This is a genomic window from Burkholderia sp. HI4860, assembly GCF_002223045.2.
In the GTDB taxonomy this organism is placed as follows: domain Bacteria; phylum Pseudomonadota; class Gammaproteobacteria; order Burkholderiales; family Burkholderiaceae; genus Burkholderia.
The window spans coordinates 23,328-45,139 of record NZ_NKFO02000001.1; the positions used below are offsets into that span (position 1 = coordinate 23,328).

The following is a 21,812-nucleotide window of genomic DNA, read 5'->3' on the forward strand; positions in this document are numbered from 1 at the left end:
TCAAGCATCCGATGCCGACGCGACAGGCACGGTGCCCGCCGCCGGCGCCTTCGCCGCGCGTACGGCATCCAGCACGCGCTGCTCGATGTCCTCGATCTCGACCGGATCGAGCTTGAGCTCGCGGCGCATCACCCACGACACCTCGTTGCGCCGCGCCTCGGTCATCACGGAGAACAGCTTGTCGGCCACCGCGCGATCGTCGAGATTCGCGATCAGCTTCGCGAGATCGTACGTATCGAACGCGCTGATCACGTCGAACAGCGTGCGCTGGTCGATCCACACGAGATCCTCCAGCGCGCGCACGTCGCCGCCGCGACGCGCATTGCGCCGCGAGAAGTACGTCACGCCCTTCTGTTCGACGTAACTGAGCACTTTCGATTTGCGGAACGCGAACAACTCGTCGGCAATCTCGCCGTTCGACAGTTTGTTGAGCAGCATCGTCTTCTCGACACCGATCAGCGCTTCGAGGTCGGCCAGCTCGATGAGTTCGAGTTCGCTGTTGATCGACAGGTCGAGATCGTGATCGGCCACCTGCTGCGCGCGATCGATCACGCGCGCGGCGTCGAACGTGACGACCTGGCGTGCATCCGACGACGCCGCATAGTCGACCGCCCCGCCCGCATGGTCCGCCTGCGCCGCTTCGATCGTGACGAGATTGAGCTTCTCCATGCGTCGCAGCATCGCGAGCACGTGCGGCCGCGAGTGGCCGGCAATCGCGCGGCATTTGCGGATCACGTCGGCGAGCGGCACCGAGGTTTCGGCCGCATGGGCCTGCATCGGCCGGCGCGCCCACGTGTCGCCGCCATCGCGCGCTTCGGCGCCCGCCATCAGCGACAGCACATGCGCATACGACAGCACGCCCGGCATAAAGTCGGCATGGGTGTAGGTGGCGAGCTGGTCGTCCTTGCGCTTCACGCGGCGGATCATCGTTCGCACGATGTGACGCAGCAGCGCCGACACGCGCTCGATTTCGTCGTCGAGCATGCCGGCCGGCACGACCGTCAACTGACAGAATGAAAGGGCCTTCGCGGTATGGGCACGCGGCTCGGATGCGAGCAACGCCGATTCACCGAAGAACTCGCCGCGGCCGAGTGTCGCGACGACGACGCGCTTGTCGTCGCATCGCGTGGACAGCTCGACCTTGCCGTCGGTGATCAAGAAGATGACGGGCTCACCCGCAAAGCCCTCGGAGTAGATGATTTCTCCGGGCGCCGCCGTACGCGTCCACGATTGCTGACGATTCAAGTCGATTCCCCTGCTGCGCTTGCTTTCTTGTGCGGCGGCGCGTCGCGCTGCATGCGCGATCATCGCCGCCGTTCCCCGTGCTCCCGTTTACGACATACGCTGTGGAGTTCTTTAACCTCGTCGCAGGGGTTCCTTGAGCAGAATTTGATGTAAATCGTTTGCGCAGCAGAATCGGCTTGATGTATTCGGGAAAACGACAGGCTGCGGCACGTTCGTCGAACCGGCCGAGCCCGCCGCGATCCTTACTTGCGGCCTTCAACACTCACCAAAAGGCGGCTCATTCGTGCAAGCCCCACGACACGACCACAGCATGAATGTTTCGCGCGTATTCGTCCCGATAGCGCGGCGTTTCCGAGTGATAGGCACCGATCGCCTGCCAGGTGTTCCCATAGCGGACCATCTTGCGTTTCAGCATCCACGCCGCGACGTAGATGTTCACGCACGCATCCTTCAGCGCGCGTGGCGGCACGCCATAGCGGCGCAGCTCGCCGAAATGCACCGAGTTGATCTGGGTCTGGCCGACGTCGATGCTGCCGTCCGCGTTGCGATGCACGGCAGCCGGATTGCCCTTTGATTCGTACCAGGCGATCGCGCGCAGGATATGCGGGTTGACGCCCTGATAGCCGGCCGCGCGCTCGAAGCATTCGTTGCCGGGCGCGTCGTCGGCGGCACGCACCGGCGTGACGATGAGCGCGCTCAACACCAACATCGCGAACCACAGCCATGGCGTGCAACGTCGTTGCGTCGACGCGACTCCGGTTCGAGCCGTCACGTATCCGCCGCTTCGAATCCGCGCGCTCATGGCGTCATCGCCAGCGCTGCCGCGCCGGCCCCCGTCGTGCGCCGCTCGTGCGTGCTTTTCGCCAGCGCGTCGTCGAGCTTCTTGTCCTCGGCGGCGAGCGCCGCGCGCGACTCGTCGGTCACGACGAGACGCACCTGCCATTCCGGCGCCTTCTTCACGGGCGATGCGTGGCGCAGCTTCTTCGCGTGACGGCCGCCCGTCGGTGCGGGTGCCTGCACTTCGTCGTCGCCGCCCGCTCCCGGCGGCAGCGACGCGAATGGCGGCAGCGGTGGAAACACCTGGTTGGACGCAGCAGGGGCAAACGGCACGCCATCGCCGGGCGGCGCCGCACACGCGGTGCCGCACATGAACATGGCGGCACAGATCGACAGTCGTAGCATCGCGGGATCTCCTGTTATTGGCTCGGTCCGACCTGGACGCTGTACGGCCGGCAACTGCCGGCCGCGACGTTCTCGACGCGCACCGCCGCAGCACGCGGCGTCGCAATGCCGCGCTTGATCGACTGGTTCAGGTAGCCGAAATCCTGCGGCAGCGCGGCCACGCGAATCGTCATCGGTTGCGACTGCTTCGATGCCAGCGCACCGACTTTCGTAAGCAACGCGGTCAACTGAGGATCGCGCGCACCAAGCGCATCGGCTGGTATGACGAAATCGACGAGCGACGTCGACGCGGAGGGCGCATCGGGGTGCGTATTCGCGTCCTGGTGTGCGGGTTGAAGTTGGGCGCAGCCGGCTGACGTGACGAGCGCAGCGGCAAAGACAAGCATGACGAACGGTTTCACGTGTTTCTCTTGCGGTCACTGGACCTGCGTTATCGGCACCGCGCCCGCGATGTTTACCCCGATAACGCACGAGGCCCGCCGCACGGGGCCTCACGCCGTGGCGGCGATTCGTCCGATTTAAGCGCGCTTTGGTCAGACGCCATTCATCCGATATTTGAGCGCGTCATGCATGACGACGCGTGTGCCGCACGTGATCCGGCGCGTCAGAACTCCATGTCGAGTTCGTCGATGTCTTCGTGCTCCGCCTTCGCCGCATCGATCCACTCCGCGACGAACGGTTGCGCGAGTACCTGCATGCAGTACTCGGCGACGTCGGGCTCCAGTTTCACGTCGTAGGTCAGGAAGCGCGTGACGACCGGCGCATACATCGCGTCGGCGATGCCGATCTCCGCGCCGAACAGCCAAGGGCCGCCGTATGCGGCCAGGCACTCGCGCCAGATCGTCACGATCCGCTCGATGTCGTGCTGTGCACGCGACCAGATGCGGAAGCCAGGAAAATGCGCGCGCAGGTTCATCGGCAACGCGGAGCGCAGCGCGCTAAAGCCGGAATGCATCTCGCCGCAGATCGACCGGCAATGCGCGCGTGCTCGGCGGTCCTCCGGCAGCAGCCGCGCCTGCGGCCGGATTTCGTTCAGGTATTCGGCGATCGCGAGCGTGTCCCACACCGTGTTGCCGTCGTGGGTGAGGCACGGCACGAGAATCGACGGCGACAGCAGCAGCAACTCCGCGCGCGACGCGGCATCGATCGGCACGCTGACCGTCTCGAACGTGAGCCCGCTCAGCTTCGCGAGCAGCCAGCCGCGCATCGACCACGACGAGTAATTGCGGCTGCTGATGGTCAGCGTCGTCTGTCCTCCGGTGACTTCCATGTCGCTCCCCTGTTCAAGACCGTTCGTGCCCCTGCACCGAAAACGGACGCCGCGCGGCGTCACCCGCACCATGCCGGTGCCGCGCATTCGCCGAACTGGCGCAGCGCCGCACGCTGTCGCGTCACGTGCCGCACGACAGGCCGGCCGGGCAACGCATCGCGTGCGGCTGCCGTGTGTCGCGTGCCGCCTGCGTCGCCGCGTTCCCGAACCACGTGCAACGCGCGTGCCAGCCGCAAGCTGGCACATCGCTTGCCTCGTTCCCTGCAACGCGGCACAACGAGCGACAGCCATGAATCTGCTTGCCTATCCGTTCTATCAATGGTCTGCAGAATGCACGCGCCCGGCGCGCGCATGGGCCGCCGCTACCCGCGCGACGATGTCGCTGTGGCCGCCCGCCACCGCGACGCCGACCGGCCGCATGCTCGACGCGCTGTGCGAACTGCTCGAATGCTGCGCGTTCTCGCATCGGCGTCCGCCGTTCGGCATCGCGTCGATCGTCGTCGACGGCGAAACGGTGCCGATCGTCGAGGAAGCCGCCGCGGCCACGCCGTTCGGCACGCTGCTGCATTTCCGCAAGGCGCGGCCGGTGGCGCGCCAGCCGCGCGTGCTGATCGTAGCTCCTATGTCCGGGCATTTCGCGACGCTGCTGCGCGGCACCGTGCAGACGATGCTCGCCGACCACGACGTGTACATCACGGATTGGCACAACCCGCGCGACATCCCGCTGACGGCCGGACGGTTCGGCTTCGACGAATACGTCGCGCACGTGATCGACTTCATCCACCAGATCGGCCCGGATGCGCACGTGCTCGCGATCTGCCAGCCGACCGTCGCCGCGCTTGCAGCAGTTTCGTTGATGGCGGCCGGCGGCGATCCAGCGCAGCCCGCGAGCCTGACGCTGATGGCAGGCCCGATCGATTGCCGCGTGAATCCGACGAAGGTCAACGCGCTCGCGACGAGCCAGCCGATCGAATGGTTCGCGCGCAACCTGATCAGTGTCGTGCCGGCGGGCTTCGTCGGGGCGCAGCGCTGCGTGTATCCGGGCTTCGTGCAGGTGGGCGCGTTCATGTCGATGAATCCCGATCGTCATGCGGCGTCGTTCGCCGACCTGTATTACGAGCGCGCGAAAGGCGATCCGGCGAAGGCCGACACGCTGCGGCACTTCTACGACGAATACTTCGCGACCGCCGATCTCACCGCGGAGTTCTATCTGGAAACGGTCGAGAAGGTGTTCCAGCAATACGCGCTCGCGCGCGGCGAGCTGACGGTCGGCGACCGGCTCGTCGAACCGGCGGCGATTCATCGCACCGCGCTGTTGACGATCGAAGGCGAGAAGGACGACATCTGCGCGGTCGGCCAGACGGTGGCCGCGCAGGAGCTGTGCTCGGGGTTGCCGCCGTACCTGAAGACGCATCACGTACAGACGGGCGCGGGCCACTACGGCGTGTTCAACGGCAGCCGCTGGGAAACGCAGATCTATCCGATCGTGCGCGCGACGATCCACGACAACGAGCCATACGATCGCACCGCGGGTGCAGACGGCAACGCGGACGGCACGCACTACGTGACGCTGCGCGCGCTGCTCGACGCCCGCGCAGCCGCGCACGATGCTGCGACCGACACGCAATCGCAGCTCGCGCACTGAAGCCGGACGGCGCTGAAAATGAAACGCCCCGCCGTTGATGGCGGGGCGTGCGTTGCTGCAGTGTTCAGATGATGCGCGAGGGAGCGGCCTCGCGCGTCAGCCCGCGTTACGAACAGGCCTTGCCGTGCGATGCGTGGTAGCCCTTCGCCTTCGCGTCGGCTTCCGACATGTAGCTGCCGTGCTTCGTCTTGCCGTAGTACTTGTCGGTCGAGCAGTGATAGACCTTCGTGCTGTCGTTCGCCCACACCTTGCCCGCGCCGCCGCCCGGCGCTGCCGCCGCGGTCGTTGCTGCCGCGCTCTTCGCCGGCGCGGTGCCCGATGCAGGCGCTGCGGAGGCTGCCGTGGCCGGCGCTGCGGCCGGTGCGCTGGCGGCTGCCGCCGACGATGCGCCGTACCAGGTCTTCACACCCTTGTGGCCGGCGCACGCGCCCTTCTTCGATGCGCCCGAGTAGAACGAGCCATCCTTGCACAGACCGGTCGTGCCGGCCGGCGCGCTGGCCGGAACCTGCGCGAATGCACCGATCGACAACCCCATGCCGGCGACCAGCGCGGCGATCAACATCGTCTTTTTCATAGTCCTCTCCTGATTTGCCTGATAAAGCATGCGTTCCGGGTATCCCCGGGAAAGTCGCGGTTACCGCACCCAGCGGCACACGCGATGGTGGTGATGATCGAAATGACACACACGGTGCGAATGCGCTTCGGCCAGTGCCGGAGCAAGGACGGCACATGCCACTGCGGTGGCCGTCAGGATCTTCGCGATGCGCTTCATGAAACTCTCCCGGGTAACTCAACCGGTGATCCGGCTGGTACCTCCTTAACGCCGGTCGTCGACTCGCCGTGCACCGCGTCCACGCGCAATTGACGATATTTGACATCGAGGCGCCGTCAACGCATCGAAGCCGACGAATGTCTTTCTTTCCTTTCAGGATCTTCAGCTTCGCGACGATTCGGAATTCGAAAGAATGTGAAGCAGGGAAAGCGGTTCGCACGGAAACCTCCGTGGAACGCGCAAGAAAAAACCGCCACGAGGGCGGTTTGTCACAAACAGGCGTACCGACGATGCATGCGGCAACACCACGCAGCTACGCCCCCGCCTCTCCCCAAGGCGTCGGCGGCGGCACCGCGCACGGCCCCTCGACATCGATCGACGTGAAATCGGCGGGCCCGACGATCTCCAGGTACTCCATGTCAGGCGAGTAGTCGAACAGGTAGTGGACGATCCCCGGCGCCTGGTGCACGCAGTCGCCGGCCGCCACCAGCGTTTCCTGGTCGCCGTACATGAAGCGCGCCCAGCCCTTCAGCATGATGACGATATGGAACTCGGCCTCGTGACGGTGCCAGCCGGTGCCCGCCTCCGGTGCATGATTCGCCCTGACGAGTTGCGCGACGACCTTGCCGTTCGTCGCGGCCGCGATACCGAGATCGCGATACAGGAAGAAGTCGCGCAGGCCTTCGCCGCGATACGCGGTGTCCTGCGGCTTCACATGGGAAAAGGCGGTGGTGATCGGTGTGCTCATCGCGGTGCTCCTTCATTGAAAGGATCCCGCGTGACAAGCATTTAGCGTTCCAGTATGCGACGTCGCCGATGACGCGCGACGCCGCCTGCCCGCTTACTTCAACCGCCCCGACAGAAACTGCCCGAGCCGTTCGCTCTTCGGATTCACGAGAATCTCCTGCGGATTCCCCTCCTCCTCGATCTTCCCCTGATGCAGGAAGATCACGTGATTCGACACGTTGCGTGCGAAACCCATCTCGTGCGTGACGACGACCATCGTGCGGCCTTCTTCCGCGAGCTTCTGCATCACCTTCAGCACTTCGCCGACGAGCTCCGGATCGAGCGCCGAGGTCGGCTCGTCGAACAGCATCACTTCCGGCTCCATCGCCAGCGCGCGCGCAATCGCGACGCGCTGCTGCTGGCCGCCCGACAGGTGCGACGGATACATGCCCTCGACGCGCGGCGCGAGGCCGACCTTCTCCAGGTACTTGCGCGCCCGCGCGATCGCCTCGTCCTTGCCGACGCCGAGCACGGCCATCGGCGCTTCGATGATGTTCTCGAGCACCGTCATGTGGGCCCACAGGTTGAAGTGCTGGAACACCATCGACAGCTTCGTACGCATCCGCTGCAGCTGCTTCTGGTCGGCCACGCGCAGCGAGCCGTTGCGGTCGCGCGTGGTCTGGATCGGCTCGCTGCCGATCGTGATCTGCCCCGAGCACGGCTGCTCGAGGAAGTTGATGCAGCGCAGGAACGTGCTCTTGCCGGAGCCGCTCGAGCCGATGATGCTGATCACGTCGCCGGCCTTCGCCTTCATCGACACGCCCTTCAACACCTCGTTGTCGCCGAACTTCTTGTGCAGGTTGTCAACGGTAAGCTTGTACATGCTGGGTCCTTCCTTGCGAATCTTGCGAATGCGTTAATGGCCGCGCGGCGAGAGGTACGCGAGCCAGCGCGTCTCGAGCTTGCGGAACGCCCAGATGAGCGTGAACACGACGGCGGCGTACAGCACGGCCGCGATGCCGTAGGCCTGGAACGACATGTAGGTTGCCGAATTGACGTCGCGCGTGACCTTCAGGATGTCGGGCACGGTCGCGGTGAACGCGAGCGTCGTCGCGTGCAGCATCAGGATCACTTCGTTGCTGTAGCTCGGCAGCGAGCGGCGCAGCGCGGAAGGCAGGATGATCCGCGTGTAGAGCTTGAAGCGCGACATCCCGTAGGCCATGCCGGCCTCGATCTCGCCTGCCGACGTTGCCTTGATCGCGCCCGCGAAGATCTCGGTGGCATACGCGCATTCGTTCAGCACGAACGCGAGCAGCGTGCAGTTCATCGCGTTGCGGAAGAACGTGTCGAGCAGCACGTGGTTGTGCACGACCTGCAGGCTGTAGATGCCCGTGTAGCACATCAGCAGTTGCACGTAGAGCGGCGTGCCGCGGAACACGTACGTATAGAGCCACACCGGGCCGGAGATCCAGCGGTTCGACGACGCGCGCGCGATCGCGAGCGGCACGGCGAGCGCGAAGCCGAACGCGATCGACACCACCAGCAGCCACAGCGTGATCGCGAGGCCGCTGAAGCGGTAGCCGTCGGTATAGAGATAGCTTTGCCAGTACTGGCTGACGAGTTCGATCACAGTGCGAGCCTCCGGACGCCGACGGAATAACGCTTCTCGAGGTGATGCAGCACGACGTTGGAGACCGTCGTGATCGCGAGGTAGATCGCGCCTGCAGCCAGCGTGAAGAAGAAGAAATCGAGCGTGCTCTTGCCGGCGTCCTGCGACGCCTTGACGACGTCGGCGAGGCCGATGATCGACACGAGCGCGGTGGCCTTCACGAGCACCTGCCAGTTGTTGCCGATGCCGGGCAGCGCGAAGCGCATCATCTGCGGGAACAGGATGCGGCGGAACACGCGCCAGCCGCTCATCCCGTATGCGAAGCCCGCTTCGAGCTGGCCGCGCGGCACCGCGAGAAACGCGCCGCGGAACGTCTCGGTGAAGTACGCACCGTAGATGAAGCCGAGCGTGATGACGCCGGCCACGAACGGGTCGATGTCGATCTGGTCCCAGCCGAGCATGTCGGTGACGTTGTTCAGCAGGATCTGGATCCCGTAGAACAGCAGCAGCATCAGCACGAGGTCCGGCACCGCGCGGATCAGCGTCGTGTAGAAGGTGCCGATCGACCTGAGCATGCGGTTCGTCGACAGTTTGGCGCTTGCGCCGATGAGGCCCAGCACGAGCGACGCCGCGAGCGACAGCACCGCGAGCTTCACGGTTTCCACCGTGCCGGCCCACAACAGCGGGCCAAATCCTTGGAAGATCATATGAGGGATCCAGAACGATGTGGCTGGATTGTCAATAGCCATTACCCGCGCATCAAACGATATCTGCGCACTACCTGATGCAGCCTGCTCATCAAGTCGGACGCATCGCGCGAAGCGGGTTGCACCCGCGACGGACGCGGCGCGCATCGCAACCGGTGCGCGCCGCGGGGAGCATCAACCGCCGTAGACGTCGAACGCGAAGTACTTCTTCTCGAGCTTCTTGTACGTGCCGTCCTTGATGATGTCGGCGATCGCGTGGTCGATCTTCGCCTTCAGGTCGGCGTCGTCCTTGCGCAGCCCGATGCCGGCGCCGTTGCCGAGCGTCTTCGGATCGTCGATGTCCTTGCCGGCAAATTCGAAGTTCGCGCCGCGCGGCGTCTTCAGGAAGCCGATGTCGGCCTGCACCGCGTCCTGCAGCGCCGCGTCGAGGCGGCCCGACATCAGGTCCTGGTACACGCCGTCCTGGTTCTGGTAAGGCACGACCTGCACGCCCTTCGGCGCCCAGTAGGCCTTCGCGTAGGTTTCCTGGATGGTGCCCTGCTCGACGCCCACCGACTTGCCCTTCAGCGATTCGGCCGTCGGCTGCAGGTTCGTGCCCTTCTTCGCGACGAGGCGCGTCGGCGTGTTGAACAGCTTGTCGGAGAACGCGATCTGCTCGGCACGCGCCGGCGTCATCGACATCGACGACAGCACGCCGTCGAACTTCTTCGCCTTCAGCGCGGGAATCATCCCGTCGAAGTCGTTCTCGATCCACACGCATTTCGCCTTCAGGCGGGCGCAGATCTCGTTGCCGAGATCGACGTCGAAGCCGACGACCTTGCCGCTTGCGTCCTTCGATTCGAACGGCGGATAGCTGGCGTCGACGCCGAACCGGATCGTCGACCAATCCTTGGCGTGGGCACCGACCGCGATGCAGGCAAGGGCAATACTGAGCGCGAGTTTCTTCATGGCGTTCCTGTCAGAGGCGAACTGGGCCGGGTTCCGTCGGGCAGCGCCGCCGTGAACCCTTCCAACCCGGGGGTCGCCCCTTCCGGCGACACCTCAAGTTGTACATACAACTTTGCCTTTTCACAAGGTGCGCCAGCAATCCGTGTTTATCTCTAATTGTCGGTTCAATAGGATCGTGGGTCGCAAATTTCCTTATATTTCAATTAATTGCGAATTACACCGAGCTAAACAACAGCTTTCTCCGGGCGTTGGCGAACGACGGGGAGCTGGATTTCAGTTGTCTAGACCTGCCGGCGCCGCGCCGCACGGCCCGTCCGCCGTGGCGACCGTTTCCAGACCGACCAGCCGGTAGCCGAACTGCAGCTCCGTCAGCAGGTGCCGCGGGCGTGCCGGCACCGGCTCGAGTTTCTGCCGCAGGTTCGTCATGTACACGCGCACGTAGTGCGCGCGGTCGGCGTCGTGGATGCCCCAGACCTCCGCCAGCAACTGCCGTGCGGCGATCACGCCGCCGCGTGCGCGGATCAGCGCGGCGAGCAGCCGGAATTCGAGGCGCGTCAGGTGAACGGGCACGCCGCCGCGCGCCACTTCGTGCTTGCCGAGATCGACGGTGACCTCGCCGAACCGCACGATCGACGACGATTGCCCGTCGGCCGAGACGAACGCCGCGCGCCGCAACTGCGCGCGCGCCCGTGCGAGCAGTTCGGGCACGCCGAACGGCTTCGGCAGGTAGTCGTCCGCGCCCGCATCGAGCGCCGCGACCTTCTCCACTTCCTGCTGCCGCGCCGACAGCACGATCACCGGCACCGTCGACCACTTGCGCAGCTCGCGGATGAAGGTCTTGCCGTCGTCGTCCGGCAGCCCGAGGTCGACGATCACGAGGTCGGGCTTGCTGCTCGACGCATACATCCGCGCCTCGCGGGCCGTCGACGCCTCGCAGGTGTCGAGCCCTTCCTGTTCCAGCGCCATCCGCACGAAACGGCGGATGTCCGATTCGTCCTCGACGATAAGTACGCGCGATCTGATCATGTCCGGCTCTCGTGTTCGATATCGGGCGGCGCGCCCAGAGGCAGGCGAACCTCGAACCGCGCGCCGTGCGGCTCGAGCGGCACCGCGCGGATCGAGCCGCCGTGCGCGTTGACGATGCTGCGGCACAGCGCGAGCCCGAGCCCCACGCCGCTGATCGACGATTCCTTGCGTTCGCGCTCGAACGGCTCGAACAGCGGCTCGGTGTTGCGCGCGACGAAGCCGGGCCCGTCGTCCTCGACGAATACGTACAGCGTTTCGCCGAACACGCGCGCACGCACCGCCACGGCCGCGTTCGCGCCCGCATACTTCGCCGCGTTGTCGAGCAGGTTCATCAGCACGCGCTCGATCAGCAGCGCATCGACGTCGATCAGCGGCAGGTCGGCCGGCAAGTCGGTGCTCACGTCGCGGCCGGCCAGCACGCCGGCCGAATGCGCGAGCGCGCTGCCGACGATCTCGTCGAGCATGTGCCATTCGCGATTCAGCCGCACGCCCTCGCTCTGCATGCGCGCGAGATCGAGCAGGTTCACGACGAGCCCGTGCAGCGCCTCGGCCTGGTTGCGGATGCCGTGCGCGAGCGCGGCCGGCTGCCCGTCGGCCAGCCGCTCGGGCCGCTCCAGTGTCTCGGCCAGCCCGCGGATCGCGGTCAGCGGCGTCTTCAGGTCGTGCGACACCGCGGCGAGCAGCGCGTTGCGCAGCCGCTCGCCTTCGATGCGGACCAGCGTGTGCTGCGCGACATCGACGTAGTGCACGCGTTCGAGCGCCATCGCGATCGACGAGCACAATGCGTCGATCAGGCGGCGATCGTCGGGGTCGGTGGGAACTGGCTGCGCGTCGCCGAACAGCACGAGCACGCCGCGCACGCGCATCGGCGCCTTCAGCGGCAGGTACTGCGCGGCCGCGCGCTCGAACGGCGGCAGCCCGCCCCCCGCGCCACGTGCATTCTCGTAGACCCAGCGGGCAATCGGTGCTTCGACGAACCGGGCGTGCTGCGCCGGCATCAGATGATCGTCCGCATCCGGCAGCACGAGCGCGACGCGCACGCCGAGCAGCGGCGCGATCGTGCCGGTGCAGATCGATGCGATCTGCTCGGTCTCGATCGCCGCCGACAGGTCATGCGCGACCCGTGCCAGCGCCGCCGAGCGCTTCTCGTTCGCACGCGCGGCCCGCGCCTCCGCGCGCAGGCGCGCCGCGAGCTGGCCGATCGCGAGCGCGACGGCCAGCATCAGCGCGAACGTGAACACGTACTGCGTATCGGACACCGCGAACGACAGCCTCGGCTCGACGAAGAAGAAGTCGAAGCAGCCGACGCACACGAATGCGGCCCACGCACCGGCGAGCCGGCCGAGCCGCAGCGCGATCAGCACAACGGTCATCAGGAACAGCATCACGACGTTCGACAGGTCGAACACGCGCAGCAGCGCGCTGGCCGCGAGTGTCGCCAGCGCGCACACGAGCGTGGCGAGCAGCAGCGGCACCGCGTACTGCGACATCCACACGTGCGTGCGCGGGCGCGCTTCGCGCACGGCCAGCGTCGGCTGCGTGTCGGGCCCGGCGCCCGCGATGCGGTCGGCCAGCGTCGCGCCTACGCGCAGCACGCCGCGCCAGCGGTCGCGGCGCACGTCGTCCCCGCTGCGGTGGGCGGCGGTGTCCCGCGGCCCCGTTGCCCGTCGATTCGCTTCGCTCACGTTCACATTCACATCCATGATCGCTTCCGGCAATTGAAACGCCGAACGGCCCCGCGCACGCCATGAAGGCGTGAGCGGGGCCGCGACGGCGCGTTCGGTCAGATAAACGGCGTCAACAGCATGTCGATCAGCTTGATGCCGATGAACGGCGCGATGACGCCACCCACGCCGTAGATCAGCAGGTTGCGCCCCAGCAGCTTCTCGGCCGGCTCCGCGCGATACTTCACGCCTTTCAGCGCGAGCGGGATCAACGCCACGATGATCAGCGCATTGAAGATCACCGCCGACAGGATCGCCGACGTCGGGCTGTGCAACCCCATCACGTTCAGCGCACCGAGCGCCGGATACGTCGCGACGAACGCGGCCGGGATGATCGCGAAATACTTCGCAAGATCGTTGGCGACGCTGAACGTCGTCAGCGCGCCGCGCGTCATGATCATCTGCTTGCCGACCTCGACCACCTGCATCAGCTTCGTCGGGTTGCTGTCGAGGTCGACCATGTTGGCCGCCTCCTTCGCCGCCTGCGTGCCGCTGTGCATCGCGACGGCCACGTCGGCCTGCGCGAGCGCGGGCGCGTCGTTGGTGCCGTCGCCCGTCATCGCAACGAGATGGCCCTTCGCCTGGTGCTCGCGGATCAGCCGCAGCTTGTCCTCGGGCGTCGCTTCGGCGAGGTAGTCGTCGACGCCGGCTTCCGCCGCGATCGCGGCCGCGGTGAGCCGGTTGTCGCCGGTGATCATCACGGTCTTCACGCCGACCTTGCGCAGCTCGGCGAAGCGGGCGGCGATCCCGTGCTTGACGATGTCCTTCAGCTCGATCGCGCCGAGCACGCGGGCACCGTCCGCCACGACGAGCGGCGTGCCGCCGCGTCGCGCGATATCGTTGACGGCCGTCTCGACCGCTTGAGGAAACACACCGCCGAGCGCATCGACGTGCGCGCGGACCGCCGACGCCGCGCCCTTGCGCACCTGACGCTCGCCGATGTCGAGGCCGCTCATTCGCGTCCGTGCGCTGAACGGCACGGCGATGCTGCCGGCGGTCGCGGCCACGTCCAGCGAGAAACGCTGCTTCGCGAGCGCGACGATCGAGCGCCCCTCGGGCGTTTCGTCGGCGAGCGACGACAGTTGCGCGGCCTCGGCCAGCGCACGCTCGTCCACGCCCGGCGCCGGCCGGAATTGCACGGCCTCGCGGTTGCCGAGCGTGATCGTGCCGGTCTTGTCGAGCAGCAGCACGTCGACGTCGCCGGCCGCCTCGATCGCGCGGCCCGACGTCGCGAGCACGTTCGCGCGCATCATGCGGCTCATCCCCGCGATGCCGATCGCCGACAGCAGCGCGCCGATCGTCGTCGGGATCAGGCACACGAGCAGCGCGATCAGCACGGTCAGGCTCACCGCCGTACCCGACGCGTTCAGCAGCACGCTGAACTGCGAGAACGGCAGCAGCGTCACGCACACGAGCAGGAAGATGATCGTCAGCGCGACGAGCAGGATCGTCAGCGCGACCTCGTTCGGCGTCTTGCCGCGCTTCGCGCCTTCGACCATCGCGATCATCCGGTCGAGGAACGCTTCGCCCGGTTGCGCGGTGATCTTCACGATGATCCAGTCGGACAGCACGCGCGTGCCGCCCGTCACCGACGAAAAATCGCCGCCCGACTCGCGGATCACCGGCGCGGATTCGCCGGTGATCGCCGATTCGTCGACCGACGCGACGCCGTCGATCACTTCGCCGTCGGCCGGAATCGTGTCGCCGGCTTCGACGAGCACGATGCTGCCGGCCGCGAGCTCGTCGCTTGGCACGCGATGGCTGGTGCTGCCGAATTGCTTCGGCTCGTCGAGCACCTTCGCGTACACGCGCTTGCGCGCCGCGCGCAGCGCATCGGCCTGCGCCTTGCCGCGCCCTTCGGCCAGCGCCTCGGCCGCGTTCGCGAACAGCACGGTGAACCACAGCCAGCACGCGACCGCGAAGATGAAGCCGGCCGGCGCGTCGCCCGTGCCGGCCAGCGCCTGCAACCACAGCACGGTCGTGACGATGCTGCCGAGATAGACGACGAACATCACGGGATTCTTCAACTGCACGCGCGGCGCGAGCTTGCGGAACGCCTCGCGCAGCACGGCCGTCCAGCGCATCGGCGGCACGCCGCCGGCCGGCATCGCCACTGGATTGATCGGGGTTTCGATATGGGACATGAGTGACTCCGTGGTTCCTGCTATTGCTTCGCGCCGGCCGCCTGGCCGAATGCGCGGTCCAGCGCGAGGTTCAGGTCGAGCACGCGCACGCGCGGTTCGCCGAGCACGCCGAGCTGGCGCGGCAGGGCGATCCGGTCGACCAGCGCCGCGACCTGCGCGGCATCGACGCCGCGCGCCTGCGCGACCCGCGCCGCCTGCAGCCGCGCGTTCGCGACCGAGATCTCGGGATCGAGCCCCGACGCCGACGCGGTCACCGCATCGGCCGGCACCGGCGTGCCGGCGGCGAGCGCGTTTTCCTGCCGGTAGGTGCGCACCCGCTGCGCGATATCCGCGAGCAGCTTCTTGCTGGTGGCGCCCTGATTGCTGGCGCCGCTGCCGGCCGCGTTGTACGGCTGGTCGACCGTCTTCGACGGATCGGCCGGATCGGTGCCGACCGTCGCGCTCGGCCGCCCGTGGAAGTAGCCGGCCCGCGTGAACGGCTGCCCGATCACCGCCGAGCCGACCGTCGTGCCGTGCTGCTGCACGAGACTGCCGCGCGCCTGCGACGGGAACAGCACGTTCGCGACGCCGGTGGTGAGCAGCGGATATGCGATACCCGTGACGAGCATGAACAGCACCGATGACGCGATCACGGGCCGCACGAGGCCGCGCGTCGCCGCGCCGAACGAAGAACCGGGTGCCGGCGCGGCGGCGGCCGCTGCCTGGCGATTGCCTTGCATCATGATGTTTTCCTCAGAACAGTTGGCCGCCCGACATCATCAGGTGCTCGACGACCGGGCCGAGCGCGAGCGCCGGCAGGAACGTGAGACCACCGACGACCAGGATCACGAAGACCAGCAGGCCGGCGAACAGGCCCGTCGACGTCGACAGCGTGCCCGCGCTTTCCGGCACGCCCTTCTTCGCGGCGAGGCTGCCGGCGACCGCGAGCATCGGCAGCAGCGTCAGGTAGCGGCCGATCAGCATCGCGAAGCCGATCGTCGTGTTGAAGAACGGCGTGTTCGCGTTCAGGCCCGCGAACGCGGAGCCGTTGTTGGCCGTGCCCGACGTGTAGGCGTACAGCACTTCGCTGAAGCCGTGCGGGCCGAGGTTCGCGAGGCTGTCCATCGTCGAATGCAGCATCGACGCCACCGCGGTGAAGCCGAGGATGCTGAACGGATGCGCGAGCACCGCGAGCATCACGAGCTTCATCTCGCGCGCCTCGATCTTCTTGCCGAGGAACTCCGGCGTGCGCCCGATCATCATCCCGACCAGGAACACCGTGAGGATTGCGAACGTGAACAGGTTGATCAGCCCGACGCCGTCGCCGCCGAACACGTTGTTCAGCATCATCTGCGCGATCGGCACGAGCCCGCCGAGCGGCGTCAGCGAGTCATGCATCGCATCGACCGACCCGGTGGTCGCGGCCGTCGTGACGGTGGCGAACAGGCTCGTCTGGGCGATGCCGAAACGCATCTCCTTGCCTTCCATGTTGCCGCCCGGCTGCGTGGCGCTCAGTTGCGGGTCGACGCCGAGCCCGGTCACGAGCGGATTGCCGTGCTGCTCGGCCGAATAGATCACGGCCAGGAAGCCGACGAACATCACGACGAACGCGGCAAGAATCACCCAGCCCTGGCGGCGCCGGCCGATCATCGTGCCGAGCGTGTAGGTCAGCGCGGACGGAATCAGCAGCATCGACAGCATGTGCAGCGTGTTGGTGAGCGGCGTCGGGTTCTCGAACGGATGCGCGGCGTTCATGCTGAAGAAGCCGCCGCCGTTCGTGCCGATGTGCTTGATCGATTCGAGGCTGGCCACCGGCCCCATCACGATCTGCTGGCGCGCGCCTTCGAGCGTGGTCGCCCATGCGTCGGACGCGAGCGTCTGCGGCATGCCCTGCCACACGTACACGAGCGCCATCACGAAGCTGAGCGGCAGCAGCACACGATAGGTCACGCGCGTGAAATCGACCCAGTAGTTGCCGATGTCCGCCGCGCTCTTGCGGCTCAGCCCGCGGATGAAGCCGCCCGCTGCCGCGACGCCGGTGGCCGCGCTGACCACCATCAGGAACGTGATGACGGCCATCTGCGAGAAGTTCGACAGGCTGCTTTCGCCCGCATACGCCTGCCAGTTCGTGTTCGTGATGAACGACGCGGCGGTGTTGAACGCGAGGTCGGGGCTTTGCGACGCGCGCTGCAGCGCGTCGAACGGCAGCGTGTCCTGGATGCGCAGCAGCAGATAGCCGAGCAGCATCATCCCGGCATTGCTGAGCAGCAGCACCATCCCGTAGCGCTGCCACGACATCGCTTCGTCGGGATTCACGCCGAGCAGCGCATAGGTACGGCGTTCGACCCACGCGTGGCGCGGGCTCGTCAAGGCGTGCGCGAGCCATTTTCCGACGACGGGCACCAGCGCCAGCATGATCGCGAGAACGATCGCGAATTGAATGAGATTGTTGAACATGTCGACGCTCGCTCAGATCCGGTCAAGGCCGGTGATGAAACCCGCCGTCAAGGCAAAGAACGCGAGCGTGAACAAGATGAAAAGCAGATCGCTCATGACATTCACCGATATTTTCGAATTCCTGTTGAATCGCGCCGATCAATACCGCTCGGGTTGGATCAACGCATGAAACAGATAGATAAAGAGCGCGAGCGACAACGCGCCGGTGATCCACAACATGGCTTTCCCCTTTTCTCTGTATGCGCGGCAACGCCGCGCGATCGTCGGCGCATCGGGCCTCGCCGCGCTGGCGCAGGCTCGTGTGACGCCCCCATGCTCAGTTGGCGGATGGGATGCGACAGTGTAGAAATCCGCGTATCAAAGCGGTGTTCAATTTCCTTACGCAAAGTAAAAAAGCCGTAAAGACGAAAGCCGGCGGCGATGGCGTTTTTATGCGTTCTTTTCAGGGCCAATACGAGTCTATACACCGTATCTTCATCGCCATTCCTAGAATGAGCGGCATGTCCAAGACGAGATCTCCGCGGTGCGGAGCACGATGCGACCCGGGGATGCCAGCATGAAACCGACCAGAACCGAAACCGCCGCCTCACGCGACCTGCCGCCCGTTCGTGCGCGGCGCCGGTGCCCCGCCGACGAACTCGTGCTGCTGTCGATCCGCGTCGAATCGGACAACCTCGCCGTCGTGCGGCGCCTGCTGCACCAGGCAGTCGGCACCGCGCTCAATTTCTACACGGCCGCGATCGACAACCGCACCGGGCGCGCGTGCATCGAGCTCGAAGTCGCGCGCTCGCAGGCGTCGCCCGCCATCCTGTCGATCCTGCGCCTGCTGCCGGCCGCCGAATTCGGCACGATCCGCCTGCTGCAGCACTAGCCGGCGTCCATTGCGGTCGCGCGTGACACGCGTCACGCGCCCGCTCCCCTTTCATCGATTCGAACGCGCGTTGCCGACGCGAACGCGTGCGGTTCGTCTTCGTCACGAGCCGCGCACGCTCGCCACCGGCATGCGCGCCGGATCGTCGTTCCCGTCGCTACGGGCCTTTCCAGGAAGCACTCACAATGAAAAAAGCAGTCGCCGGTACCCTATCCCTCGCGTTCCTCAGCGCGGCCGCGCATGCGCAAAGCAGCGTCACGCTCTACGGGATGCTCGATGCGGGTATCGTCTATACGAACAACCAGTCGGGTAAAAGCGCGTGGCAGCAAGGCAGCGGCCTGCTGTCGAACACGGTCTTCGGCCTGAGCGGCAACGAGGATCTCGGCGGCGGCCTGCATGCGCTGTTTCGCCTCGAAAACGGCTTCAACCTGAACAACGGCACGCAGTCCTACAAGAACACGATGTTCGGGCGCCGCGCGTACGTCGGCCTGCAGAGCGACCCGTACGGCACGCTGACGCTCGGCCGCCAATACGATGCCGTGGTCGATTATCTCGGCCCGCTCGCGATGGCGAACAACGGCGACGGCAACAATCTCGCGTCGCATCCGTTCGACAACGACAACCTCGACGATTCGTTCTACATCGACAACGCGGTGAAATACACGAGCCCGACGCTCGCCGGCTGGCAGTTCGGCGGCCTGTACGGGTTCAGCAACGCGGCCGGCGGCTTCGCGAACAACCGCGCGTACAGCGCGGGCGTGTCGTATGCGAACGGGCCGGTCAGCCTCGGCGCCGCGTACCTGCAGCTCAACCGCGGCGGGCTGACGGCCGGCGGTGCGCTGTCGACCAACGACGGCCCGAACTTCCCGGCCGTGCGCCAGCGGGTGATGGGCGCGGGCGGCAGCTACGCGTTCGACCGGCTGACGGTCGGCGCGCTGTGGACGCATTCGATGTTCGACGACACGGCCGCGTCGTCGCTGCCCGGCGCGCTGAATGCGCTGCGCTTCGACAACTTCGAAGTCAACGCACGCTATGCGCTGACGCCGGCCGTTTCGTTCGCGGGCGCCTATACGTTCACCCACGGCCGCTACGACGACGCAACCGGCAGCCATCGGCCGAAATGGCACCAGGTGACGCTGATGGCCGACTACGCGCTGAGCAAGCGCACCGACGTGTACGCGGAAACCGTCTACCAGCACCAGTTCGGCGCGCCGGCGGGTGCGACGCTCGGGTTCGCGAACGTCACGGGGCTCGCGCCTTCGTCGACCAACACGCAGGTGGTCGGGACGGTCGGCATCCGGCATCGGTTCTGACCGTACGCCAGTTGCCCAAGGCCGGCCGCTCTGTGCAATCCCGCATGGACGCGCGCCGGCCGAACAGGGATCATTCGGGGAATCCGGGCCCGCGCGCCTGCGAAACCGGTACACTCGGCGCCGGGCGCGCGCCGGATCGGCATTCGGCGGCGGGCCGCTGCCGACTCTGGAATCGTGATCCCATGACCACACCGATCTATCAGGAAATCAAGGACTTCATCCTCGCGCGCATTCATGCCGGCGAATGGGCGGAAGGCGACCAGGTGCCGTCGGAGAACGAGCTGGCGCGCGAATTCAACGTCGCGCGGATGACCGTCAACCGCGCGCTGCGCGAGCTGACGGCCGAGCAGGTGCTCACGCGCACGCGCGGCTCAGGCACGTACGTCGCGTCGCCGAAGTACGAATCGACGCTCGTCGCGATCCGCAGCATCTCGGACGAAGTCGCCGCGCGCGGCCACGGCTATCGCGCGCAGGTGCTGCAGGTCGGCGCGGCCGTCGCCGATGCGAAGCTCGCCGACGAGCTGCAGATCGACACGGGCAGCCCGATCTTCCATTCGCGCGTGCTGCACTTCGAGAACGACACGCCCGTGCAGCTCGAGGAACGCTGGGTCAATCCGGCCTGCGCACCCGAGTATGCGTTGCAGGACTTCACGACCACGACGCCGAACCAGTACCTGACGCGCGTCGCGCCGCTGCAGCGCGTCGAATACCGGATCGAGGCCGCGATGCCCGACACCGAAACGCGCCGGCACCTGACGATGGACGACCGCGAGCCGTGCCTGCTGCTGCATCGGCGCACGTGGTCGCAGGGGATGGTCGCGTCGGTCGCCAATCTGTGGCACCCGGGCAGCCGGTACCGGTTCACCGGGCATTTCTGAGCTGAGGTGGAGGCGCGGGCTTACCGTGCGCCCGGCTGCCCCCATCGCTCGATCGCGCTGACGGCCCGCTTCAAGCCTTCCTCTCGTGCGATGCGCGCGCCGAGTTCGATCGCTCGCGCTTTCGTTTCGTCCCGTTCGGCAAATGCGATCGCCCGTGCAAGTGCAGCGGCGTCCATGCGCCGCCCCGCCACCGAAGCATCCGCCACGCCGAGTCGCTGCAGCCGGTTCGCCCAGAAGAACTGATCGCCCGCGAACGGCACGACGACCGACGGAATGCCGGCCCGCGCCGCCGAATGCGTGGTGCCCGATCCGCCGTGATGGATTGCCATCGATACCTGCGGGAACAGCCGGTCATGCGGCGTATCGCCGATCACGTGAACGTTCGTCGGCAGCATCGACGCGTCGATACCGCTCCAGCCCGGATAGAACAACGCGCGCCGGCCGGCGAGCGCGTGCGTCAGCGCTCCGACCATCGCGGCGCGATCGAAGCCGGCCATACTGCCAAAACCGATGTACACGGGGCGATCGCCCGCTTCGAGAAATGCCGCGAGTTCGGACGATGGCGCCCAGGCATGCGCATCGATCCGCCACTGGCCGCATGCCTGCACATTCGACGGCCAGTCGCCCGGCCCGGACAGCAGCGCCGGCGACACGCCGTACAGCATCGGATGATCGGTCCACACCTGCTTGCGCGGCGGCAACCCGCACACGCTCGCTCGTGCCGCATTCGTCGCCTTCCTGAACGCCTGCCACAGCAGCGCGTTCACGAACCGGTGGCTCGCGCGATTCAGCCATCGCGGCACTTTCCCCGGCGGCAGGAACGGCGACGCGAATTCGGTGGTGGGTGTGATCGGGATCATGCCGGTGCCGATCGCCGGCACGCCGCGATACTCGGCGACCGACAAGCCGACGAACGATGCAAGCCCCGACACGAGGATCGCGTCGCAGCCTTCCGATGCATCCGCGATTTCGCGCATCCACGCAGCCGTGTTCGCATTGGCGATTGCCGCGAGCGCCTTCGACGTGTCGTTGAAGCCGCCGCGCCCGCGCACCGCATCGGCCAACGCGCCATCCGGCGCAATCGCGCGGCGGATGGCGCCGGACAACGGCGCCGACGGCACGCCGAGCACCGCGGCCGACCCGAGCGTCGCCGCATCGGCCAGCAGCAGGACATCGTGGCCGGCATCGATCAACGCACGGCCGAGCGCAGCGAGCGGACGCGTGTCGCCTTCGGTGCCGTAGGTGGCGATGACGAGCTTCATGCGTGACTCCTCGTGCCGGCGGCATTGGGTGGATTCAGAAAAATGCACGTCGTA

The 21,812-nt window shown here is 66.6% G+C and carries 23 protein-coding genes; 5 read left to right on the forward strand and 18 right to left on the reverse strand.

What is annotated here, in order from left to right; translation table 11 throughout:
* The 5 genes from CFB34_RS00115 to CFB34_RS00135 form a co-directional block, all read right to left on the reverse strand.
* Positions 1-1,245 carry a cyclic nucleotide-binding domain-containing protein gene (locus CFB34_RS00115; protein WP_089443379.1) on the reverse strand — a complete coding sequence of 415 codons (1,245 nt, stop codon included), beginning with the start codon at positions 1,243-1,245 and terminating at the stop codon, positions 1-3.
* A gap of 277 nt (positions 1,246-1,522) precedes the next feature.
* Positions 1,523-1,954, reverse strand: a complete 432-nt coding sequence (locus CFB34_RS00120) for a lytic transglycosylase domain-containing protein (RefSeq protein ID WP_039344980.1) — start codon at positions 1,952-1,954, stop codon at positions 1,523-1,525.
* A gap of 89 nt (positions 1,955-2,043) precedes the next feature.
* Positions 2,044-2,427: a hypothetical protein gene (locus CFB34_RS00125; protein WP_089443089.1), complete on the reverse strand. Its 384-nt coding sequence runs from the start codon at positions 2,425-2,427 to the stop codon at positions 2,044-2,046.
* Between the two features lie 14 nt (positions 2,428-2,441).
* Positions 2,442-2,813 (reverse strand): hypothetical protein, encoded by a 372-nt coding sequence (locus CFB34_RS00130; protein ID WP_089443380.1) that lies wholly within the window; start codon positions 2,811-2,813, stop codon positions 2,442-2,444.
* Positions 2,814-3,031: 218 nt separating this feature from the next.
* Complete coding sequence (locus CFB34_RS00135; RefSeq protein WP_089443090.1) at positions 3,032-3,697, reverse strand: glutathione S-transferase family protein; 666 nt, start codon at positions 3,695-3,697, stop codon at positions 3,032-3,034.
* A 289-nt stretch (positions 3,698-3,986) separates the two neighbouring features.
* Here CFB34_RS00135 and phaZ point away from each other — a divergent pair, with 289 nt between their 5' ends.
* Positions 3,987-5,342 (forward strand): polyhydroxyalkanoate depolymerase, encoded by a 1,356-nt coding sequence (gene phaZ, locus CFB34_RS00140; RefSeq protein ID WP_089443091.1) that lies wholly within the window; start codon positions 3,987-3,989, stop codon positions 5,340-5,342.
* Positions 5,343-5,448: 106 nt separating this feature from the next.
* Here phaZ and CFB34_RS00145 read toward each other — a convergent pair whose 3' ends face one another.
* The 12 genes from CFB34_RS00145 to kdpA form a co-directional block, all read right to left on the reverse strand.
* Entirely contained in the window at positions 5,449-5,916 is a 468-nt protein-coding gene (locus CFB34_RS00145) for a DUF3761 domain-containing protein (RefSeq protein ID WP_089443092.1), read from the reverse strand.
* Between the two features lie 60 nt (positions 5,917-5,976).
* Complete coding sequence (locus tag CFB34_RS00150) at positions 5,977-6,114, reverse strand: HHHH-motif protein (protein ID WP_167347852.1); 138 nt, start codon at positions 6,112-6,114, stop codon at positions 5,977-5,979.
* Between the two features lie 313 nt (positions 6,115-6,427).
* Positions 6,428-6,862 (reverse strand): cupin domain-containing protein, encoded by a 435-nt coding sequence (locus CFB34_RS00155; RefSeq protein WP_089443093.1) that lies wholly within the window; start codon positions 6,860-6,862, stop codon positions 6,428-6,430.
* A gap of 93 nt (positions 6,863-6,955) precedes the next feature.
* Positions 6,956-7,723 (reverse strand): ATP-binding cassette domain-containing protein, encoded by a 768-nt coding sequence (locus tag CFB34_RS00160; RefSeq protein ID WP_039344915.1) that lies wholly within the window; start codon positions 7,721-7,723, stop codon positions 6,956-6,958.
* 33 nt (positions 7,724-7,756) lie between these two features.
* Entirely contained in the window at positions 7,757-8,470 is a 714-nt protein-coding gene (locus CFB34_RS00165) for an ABC transporter permease (protein WP_046549412.1), read from the reverse strand.
* Positions 8,467-9,156 carry an ABC transporter permease gene (locus CFB34_RS00170; protein WP_089443094.1) on the reverse strand — a complete coding sequence of 230 codons (690 nt, stop codon included), beginning with the start codon at positions 9,154-9,156 and terminating at the stop codon, positions 8,467-8,469. Before CFB34_RS00170 ends, CFB34_RS00165 begins: the two co-directional genes overlap by 4 nt.
* 174 nt (positions 9,157-9,330) lie before the next feature.
* Positions 9,331-10,104 (reverse strand): ABC transporter substrate-binding protein, encoded by a 774-nt coding sequence (locus CFB34_RS00175; protein ID WP_039344924.1) that lies wholly within the window; start codon positions 10,102-10,104, stop codon positions 9,331-9,333.
* Between the two features lie 273 nt (positions 10,105-10,377).
* Positions 10,378-11,130: a response regulator gene (locus CFB34_RS00180; RefSeq protein WP_089443095.1), complete on the reverse strand. Its 753-nt coding sequence runs from the start codon at positions 11,128-11,130 to the stop codon at positions 10,378-10,380.
* Positions 11,127-12,833 (reverse strand): DUF4118 domain-containing protein, encoded by a 1,707-nt coding sequence (locus CFB34_RS00185; protein ID WP_089443096.1) that lies wholly within the window; start codon positions 12,831-12,833, stop codon positions 11,127-11,129. Before CFB34_RS00185 ends, CFB34_RS00180 begins: the two co-directional genes overlap by 4 nt.
* Before the next feature lie 80 nt (positions 12,834-12,913).
* Entirely contained in the window at positions 12,914-14,938 is a 2,025-nt protein-coding gene (kdpB, locus tag CFB34_RS00190; protein WP_179243763.1) for a potassium-transporting ATPase subunit KdpB, read from the reverse strand.
* Positions 14,939-15,018: 80 nt separating this feature from the next.
* A complete protein-coding gene (gene kdpC, locus CFB34_RS00195) occupies positions 15,019-15,720 on the reverse strand; it encodes a potassium-transporting ATPase subunit KdpC (RefSeq protein ID WP_179243707.1) in 702 nt (233 codons plus the stop codon).
* Between the two features lie 10 nt (positions 15,721-15,730).
* On the reverse strand, positions 15,731-17,434 hold the full coding sequence (gene kdpA / locus CFB34_RS00200) for a potassium-transporting ATPase subunit KdpA (RefSeq protein ID WP_089443097.1): 1,704 nt from the start codon (positions 17,432-17,434) through the stop codon (positions 15,731-15,733).
* On the opposite strand from kdpA, the gene CFB34_RS00205 reads away from it, so the two are divergent.
* The 4 genes from CFB34_RS00205 to hutC all read left to right on the forward strand — a co-directional run bounded on the left by CFB34_RS00205 (position 17,414) and on the right by hutC (position 20,496).
* The gene (locus tag CFB34_RS00205) at positions 17,414-17,836 is read left to right on the forward strand and encodes a hypothetical protein (RefSeq protein WP_242808527.1); all 423 of its coding nucleotides are present in this window, start codon (positions 17,414-17,416) and stop codon (positions 17,834-17,836) included. The genes kdpA and CFB34_RS00205 overlap by 21 nt on opposite strands.
* 154 nt (positions 17,837-17,990) lie before the next feature.
* The gene (locus CFB34_RS00210; protein ID WP_089443098.1) at positions 17,991-18,305 is read left to right on the forward strand and encodes a hypothetical protein; all 315 of its coding nucleotides are present in this window, start codon (positions 17,991-17,993) and stop codon (positions 18,303-18,305) included.
* Positions 18,306-18,490: 185 nt separating this feature from the next.
* The gene (locus CFB34_RS00215) at positions 18,491-19,618 is read left to right on the forward strand and encodes a porin (protein WP_089443099.1); all 1,128 of its coding nucleotides are present in this window, start codon (positions 18,491-18,493) and stop codon (positions 19,616-19,618) included.
* Positions 19,619-19,800: 182 nt separating this feature from the next.
* Positions 19,801-20,496: a histidine utilization repressor gene (gene hutC / locus CFB34_RS00220; RefSeq protein WP_039349239.1), complete on the forward strand. Its 696-nt coding sequence runs from the start codon at positions 19,801-19,803 to the stop codon at positions 20,494-20,496.
* A gap of 20 nt (positions 20,497-20,516) precedes the next feature.
* On the opposite strand, the gene CFB34_RS00225 is transcribed toward hutC, so the two are convergent.
* A complete protein-coding gene (locus CFB34_RS00225; protein WP_089443100.1) occupies positions 20,517-21,758 on the reverse strand; it encodes a glycosyltransferase in 1,242 nt (413 codons plus the stop codon).
* Positions 21,759-21,812 lie beyond the last annotated feature (54 nt).